This window comes from Deinococcus pimensis DSM 21231 (assembly GCF_000519345.1).
Taxonomy (GTDB): Bacteria; Deinococcota; Deinococci; order Deinococcales; family Deinococcaceae; genus Deinococcus_A; species Deinococcus_A pimensis.
The window spans coordinates 85,923-92,054 of the sequence record NZ_KI912633.1; the positions used below are offsets into that span (position 1 = coordinate 85,923).

6 protein-coding genes and 1 pseudogene are annotated in these 6,132 nt (G+C 70.7%); 3 read left to right on the plus strand and 4 right to left on the minus strand.

The window, feature by feature from the left end:
• Positions 1-16: 16 nt before the first annotated feature.
• From DEIPI_RS0104990 to gatB, 4 genes are all read right to left on the minus strand, one after another.
• Positions 17-763 (minus strand): hypothetical protein, encoded by a 747-nt coding sequence (locus tag DEIPI_RS0104990; RefSeq protein WP_157463467.1) that lies wholly within the window; start codon positions 761-763, stop codon positions 17-19.
• 144 nt (positions 764-907) lie between these two features.
• Entirely contained in the window at positions 908-1,825 is a 918-nt protein-coding gene (fba, locus tag DEIPI_RS0104995) for a class II fructose-1,6-bisphosphate aldolase (protein WP_027481051.1), read from the minus strand.
• A 97-nt stretch (positions 1,826-1,922) separates the two neighbouring features.
• Positions 1,923-2,543, minus strand: coding sequence for a hypothetical protein (locus tag DEIPI_RS0105000; protein WP_027481052.1), 621 nt, complete (start codon positions 2,541-2,543; stop codon positions 1,923-1,925).
• Positions 2,544-3,959: an Asp-tRNA(Asn)/Glu-tRNA(Gln) amidotransferase subunit GatB gene (gene gatB / locus DEIPI_RS0105005; protein WP_027481053.1), complete on the minus strand. Its 1,416-nt coding sequence runs from the start codon at positions 3,957-3,959 to the stop codon at positions 2,544-2,546.
• A 66-nt stretch (positions 3,960-4,025) separates the two neighbouring features.
• Between gatB and DEIPI_RS0105010 the strand changes: the two genes are divergently transcribed.
• The 3 genes and pseudogenes from DEIPI_RS0105010 to DEIPI_RS35320 form a co-directional block, all read left to right on the plus strand.
• Positions 4,026-4,607 (plus strand): 3'-5' exonuclease, encoded by a 582-nt coding sequence (locus tag DEIPI_RS0105010; RefSeq protein WP_245588514.1) that lies wholly within the window; start codon positions 4,026-4,028, stop codon positions 4,605-4,607.
• A 56-nt stretch (positions 4,608-4,663) separates the two neighbouring features.
• Positions 4,664-5,113, plus strand: coding sequence for a universal stress protein (locus DEIPI_RS28655; protein WP_045233673.1), 450 nt, complete (start codon positions 4,664-4,666; stop codon positions 5,111-5,113).
• Between the two features lie 457 nt (positions 5,114-5,570).
• A pseudogene (locus tag DEIPI_RS35320) lies at positions 5,571-6,132 on the plus strand (hypothetical protein); the annotation flags it as partial.

A 6,132-nucleotide genomic window follows, 5' to 3' on the forward strand; every position in this document is an offset into this window, starting at 1 on the left:
CTCGTGCCGTGTGGGGTCACTGGGTGCCCGCGCGGCCACTGGTGACGTTCTTGCGGTCGTAGAAGAGCGTCAGGTCGATCTCGGGCTGGTAGCGGTTGTCGACGAGCGCGGCCTTCTTGAAGGCGAGCAGGACGGTGCCGTTGCTGAACTGCATCAGGGTGAAGTTCGCCCAGATGTTCACGCGTGACTGCGGGTTGGCGCTGCTGACCTCCCAGCCCCAGCCGCTGCGCGTGCCCAGGCCGAGGACGTCGCCGCGTCCGTTGACGTAGCGGGTCTGCGGTCTGGCGACGACGCTGGATTCGGGGACGCGCAGTTCGCCCGTGTTGAGGTTGAGCACGATGCCCTTGAGGGCCTCGGCGCCACTGCCGCCCTGGAAGATCATGCGGCCGCCGGACACGGTGACGTTGAGGCGGGCGGTGCGGCCCGTGCGGACGAGCCGCAGGCCCTTGTCGGTGAGGAGACGCTCGTATTCCTGCGCGCTCACGCCGAACTTCACGTGGTAGGGCAGGATCGGGTCGTCGGCGTGCGCGGCGCGCCAGTCGCGGAACCAGCGGGGGTCCTGACGCTCGGCCTGCCGGAAGCGTTCCTGGATGTTCTGGATCTCCTGGTCGTACCCGAACTCCATGATCTCGGCCACCTGGTTGTTCTCGGGCAGCATGGCCGTCATGCGGGCCTTGAAGTCGTTCTGCGCGAGCGACACGCTCAGGAGCGTGGCGACGGCGAGCACTCGCAGGGTTCGGGGGGAGCGCGGCGCACGCATCATCGGGGCTACGTGATCATACGTCCGGGGAGTGAGAAATCCCCCAGGCGCGGTCTTCATGTGCTGCACTCGGCTCTCAGCGTTCGATCAGAAAAGCGGGAATGATGAGAGGGGACGGGCGAGCCCGTCCCCTCCCGCGACCTCCGCTCAGGCCTTGCCGACCGAGCCGAGGACGCGCATCTTGAGCTCCACCATCTCCGTCATGAGGTCACGGGCGGGCCCGATGATCTTGCGCGGGTCGAACTCCTTGGGGTTCTTCTGGAGCGCCTCGCGGATACCGACCGTCATCGCCAGGCGCAGGTCGGTGTCCACGTTGACCTTCGCGATGCCGTGCTGCGTGGCGCGCTGCAGGTCCTCGTCGGCGATGCCCTGCGCGTCGCCGATCTCGCCGCCCGCCGCGCGCAGCCGCTCCACGATGGAGGCGGGCACGCCGCTCGACCCGTGCGCCACGAGCGGGATCGGCAGCAGGGAGGCCACCTTCTCGATGCGCGCGTGGTCGATGAAGGGACGGCCCTTGCCCTTGTACGCGCCGTGGCTCGTGCCGATCGCGATGGCGAGGTAGTCGCAGCCCGTCGCCTCCACGAAGCGCTGCGCCTCCTCGGGGTTGGTGAGGAACGCGTCCTCCTCGCTCACCTCGATGTGCTCCTCGACACCGCCGAGCCGCCCGATCTCCGCCTCGACCGTGACGCCCATCGCGTGGGCCGCCTCGACGACGCGGCGCGTCTCGTGGGCGTTCTCCTCGAAGGGATGGTGCGACGCGTCGATCATCACGCTCGTGAAGCCCAGCCGGATGGCGCGCAGGGCGCTCTCGTAGCTGCTGCCGTGGTCGAGGTGGATCGCGACGGGCACCGTGGCGCGCGTCGCGAGGTCGATGGTGATGTTCACGAGGTCCTTGCCGCCGTACTTCAGCGCGCCCTCGCTGATCTGCAGCATGACGGGGCTGCGGAGCTTCTCGGCGGCGGTGACGATGGCCTGCGTGATCTCCATGTTGTTGGTGTTGAACGACCCGACGCCGTACTTGCCCTCACGGGCGGGCACCAGGATCTCGGAACCGGTGACGAGCATGCTGAACCTCCTGTTGAAGTGGAAATGACGCGCCCGCCGGGCGGGCGTTCGGCCTCACTCTACCCCACGGGGAGCCGGGCGCACGGACGGGGAAGGTTCAGGAACGGCCGCGCAGCGCGGCGCGGATCAGCAGAGGCCAGGCGACGTCCAGCAGCGAGACCAGCGCGTACGCGAGCGTCAGCGTCAGTGGCGTCGTGTCCGGCACGCCCCGGATCGGCACGAGGTTCATCACGGCGACCACGCCCGTCGCGAGGGCGTTGCGTCCCAGCCACTCCCGCGCGGACACCCGTGCGGACGCGTCCTCGGGCGCGACGAAGAGACGGTTCATGGCCCGGAAGGTCCCGTACGTGGCGTACAGCGACGCGCCCGTCGCGACGAGCAGCAGCGCGAGCGCCTCCGGGTTGGGCACGTCCTGCGGCGCGAGCAGCACCAGCAGGTAGAGCGCCAGCATCAGCAGGCCCGAGATCAGCACGACGATGTAGAGTCCGCGCCAAGCGTTCAGACGCCCGTCGTCCCCGTCCGCGGCCTCCCCCCGGAAGAGGCCGCGCAGCAGCAGGCGCTGGTACACGAGCAGCGCGGCCGACACCAGGGTGACGAGCGCGCTCCAGCCCGTCAGGACGTCGAGACCGCGCAGCGCGAGGCTCCCGGCGGCGTACAGCGCGAGCGCCGCGATCTGCAGTTCCGTGACGAGCAGGGCCGCCCGCGCCGAGCGGCGCACTCAGCCGTCCACGGCGACGCGGGCGCCGAGCAGGTCGCGGACGAGTTCCGGCTTGGCCTTCCCGCCGAGCTCGCGCATCACCTGCCCGAACAGGGCGTTCACGGCCTTCGCGTTGCCCGCGCGGATGTTCGCGACGACCGCCGGGTTGGCCTCCACGACGCGCGCCACGGCCGCCTCGATCTCGGCGGTGTCCGTGACGACGGCGAGGCCGCGCTCACGCACGAGGACCTCCGGGTCGGCGCCCTCCATCACCTCCGGCAGGAGATCCTTGGCCATCTTGCCGGTGATGGCGGCGCCGTCCACGAGCCGCACGAGCGCCGCGAGGTGCGCGGGCGTGAGGCGCGAGCGTTCCAGCGGCGTCCCGCGCTCGGAGAGCCAGCCCGTCACGTCCCCGAGCAGCCAGTTCGCGAGCTTCTGCGCGTCCGCGCCGTGCGTCATGGCCTCGTCGAGGAAGCGCGAGAGCTCCACGTCGTACGCGACCGTGAAGGCGTCGGCCTCACGCAGTCCCGCGAGGGCGAGGCGGCGTTCCTTCGCGGCGGGCAGTTCGGGCATCGCGGCGCGGACGCGCTCCACCCACTCGGGCGTGATCACGAGGGGCGGCAGGTCCGGCTCGGGGAAGTAGCGGTAGTCGCTCTCCTCCTCCTTCGTGCGCATCACGAAGGTGCGCTGGCCGCCCTCGTCCCAGCCCATCGTGTCCTGCGTGACGCGCCCGCCGTCCTCCAGCACGCGCGTCTGCCGGGCGATCTCGTACTCCAGGGAGCGCTGCACGCTCTTGAAGGAGTTGAGGTTCTTCACCTCCACCTTCGTCCCAAAGGGCTCGCCCGGGCGGTGCAGGCTGACGTTCACGTCGCAGCGCATCTTGCCCTCCTCGGGGTTCGCGTCGGACACGCCGAGGGCCTGCGCGATGGCGCGCACGAGGTGCAGGAACTCGCGGGCCTCCTCGGGCGTCCCGAGGTCGGGCTCGGTGACCATCTCGATGAGGGGCATCCCGGCGCGGTTGAGGTCCAGCAGGGAGTAGTCGGCGTAGGTGGGGTGGATCAGCTTGCCCGCGTCGTCCTCGAGGTGCGCGCGGCGGATGCCGATGCGCCGCCCGCCGACCATGAGGTGCCCGTCGCGCGCGATGGGGCGGTCGTACTGCGAGATCTGGTAGTTCTTCGGCGCGTCCGGGTAGAAGTAGTTCTTGCGGTGGAACTGCGTGAAGCCCTCCACGTCGCAGCCGAGCGCGAGGCCGAACATCAGCGCGAGCTCGACCGCCTCCCTGTTGATGGTGGGCAGGGTGCCGGGCAGCCCCAGCGTCAGGGGGTCCGTGAAGGTGTTCGGCTCCTCGCCGAAGTAGTCCGCGCGGCAGCGCGAGAACATCTTCGTGCGGGTGCTCAGCTGAAGGTGAACCTCAAGTCCGATCACGGCCCGAAACATACCGGGAAGTATACAGGGGGGCCGCGCGGGCCTGAGCGTCCCTTCACCCACGGCGGGCGAGGAGGTGTGCGCCCGCAAGATGGCGTCATGGCGACGGTGATCTTCGTGGACACGGAGACGGGAGGCGTCCACGAGGACCGCCATTCCCTGCTGACGGTGGGCCTCGCGGCGTTCGACACGCGCTCGCGGGAGGTGACCCGCGAGACCCTCGTGCGGGTACGGCACGACACGTACCACGTGGACGCCCCCGCGATGGAGGTCAACGGCATCGACCTGCGCGAGCACCACGAGCTCGCGTCGGTGCCGGAGGTCGCCGCGAACGAGGTGCGGGCCTTCCTACGCTTCCGCTCGCGCAGGCGGGTGATGCTCGGCGGGCACAACGTGAACTTCGACGTGCGCTTCCTGATGACCCTGCTGCCCGACTACCACGAGCTGATGATCGGGTCGGTGGTGGACACGAAGGTCGTGGCGCACTTCCTGATCCACGCGGGTCTGCTGCCCAAGACGCTCAGCACACGCCTGGAGGACCTCGCGGCGCACTTCGACGTGCCCATCCGCCCGCACGACGCGCTGGAGGACGCGCGCGCCACCGCCCGCGTGTACGGCGCGATGCTCGCGCTCCTGTCGGGCGGCTCTCCGTCGCTTTAACCGCCCGGCTCAGGCTTCTCACCGGCGCTCAATAGCGTACGTCCAGGAGGTTCTCCATGTTCCAGCGAATCCTCGTTCCGACCGACTTCTCCCCCAGCGCCGAGCGCGCGCTCGCGCTCGCCCGCGCGAGCTTCCCCGGCGCCGCCGTGAAGCTCGTCCACGTTCTCGACGCGCGCGCGGTCGCCGTACCCGACCTCACCACGGGCGGTGTCGCGCCGGTCCTGCCGACCGGGGACGTGCAGCGCGAGCTCTCCCACGCGGACCTGTCGCGCCTCACGGACGAGGCCGTGGAGGGCGAGGAGTACGAGCTCCTCTCCGGCGATCCCGTGCAGGGCATCCTCGTGGCGGCCCGTGACTGGCAGGCCGACGTGATCGTGATGGGCACGCACGGACGGCGCGGGCTGGAGCACTTCTTCCTCGGGTCCGTCGCCGAGAAGGTGGTGCGCGAGAGCCACGTGCCGGTCCTCACCGTCCGCGACGACCGCCCCGACCGGGACGACGCCTGAGCAGAACGTGAGATCACGAGGGACGCTCTCGGAATAATCTCACGTGAAGTCTATGCAGGGGAGGGGCCGCTGACGCAGAGGCGGCCCCTCCGCCGTTGAACACGGGGCCCGAAGCGCCATGAGCACGCCTCCATCCTTCTCAGGGCGCACGAGGGTAGTGCGACGATCGCTCCGGGAGAAACCGCCCTCCCCGAGGGCGCGCGAGTCGAACGACACCGGACCCTCGGAAAGCCCCCTCATGAACCTCGTCCCGTCGTATTCACCTCGCGCGCCCTGGTGGAACCACCGTCCCGCATGAGAAGAACGAGCAGGACCTGCGCGCACCGTGAGCCGCGCGCCAACGCCGGGGTCCGACTTCTGTCCCGAAGCGCACACCCGGCCCTCCTAGGCTTGCGTTCGTGAAGGCGACCCCCGTCGCCCCCACCACGGCGCCGTCCGGCGCCCAAGGAGGACGAGCATGACCCCACGGAACCGACGTACGCTGCTCGCGGCCCTGGCCCTCGGCCTGGGCACCGCGCTCGCGCAGAGCACCACGCCCGCCGCCCCGGCCACGCCCGCCCAGACCACCCCGACCAGCCCGGTCACGCCCGACCAGACGGCACCTGCCACGCCGGACCAGACGGCACCTGCCACGCCGGACCAGACGGCACCTGCCACGCCCGACCAGACCGCGCCCACGACCGACACGACCACCACGGACCCGGCGGCGCCCGCGACGGACACCACCCGCGACGCCACGAGCACGTCCGCCACGACGTCCGCCCTGCCCACCCAGACGACCGTCGAACTCGCGTCGGGCGAGCTGGCCCTCCCCTACCTCGCCGGGCAGACGCCCCTCCGGAGCGTCGACACGATCCTCGGCGTGGCCGTCATCTACCAGGGCAGCGTGAAGGACGCCCTGGACGGGTACGCCAGCCTGCTGTCCCAGGCGGGCTTCACCCCCGTGGACGCCGCCGGCGCTCCCGCGACCGGGGCCGCCACCAGCCGCAGCGAGGCCGACGCGAGCACCCCTTCGGGCA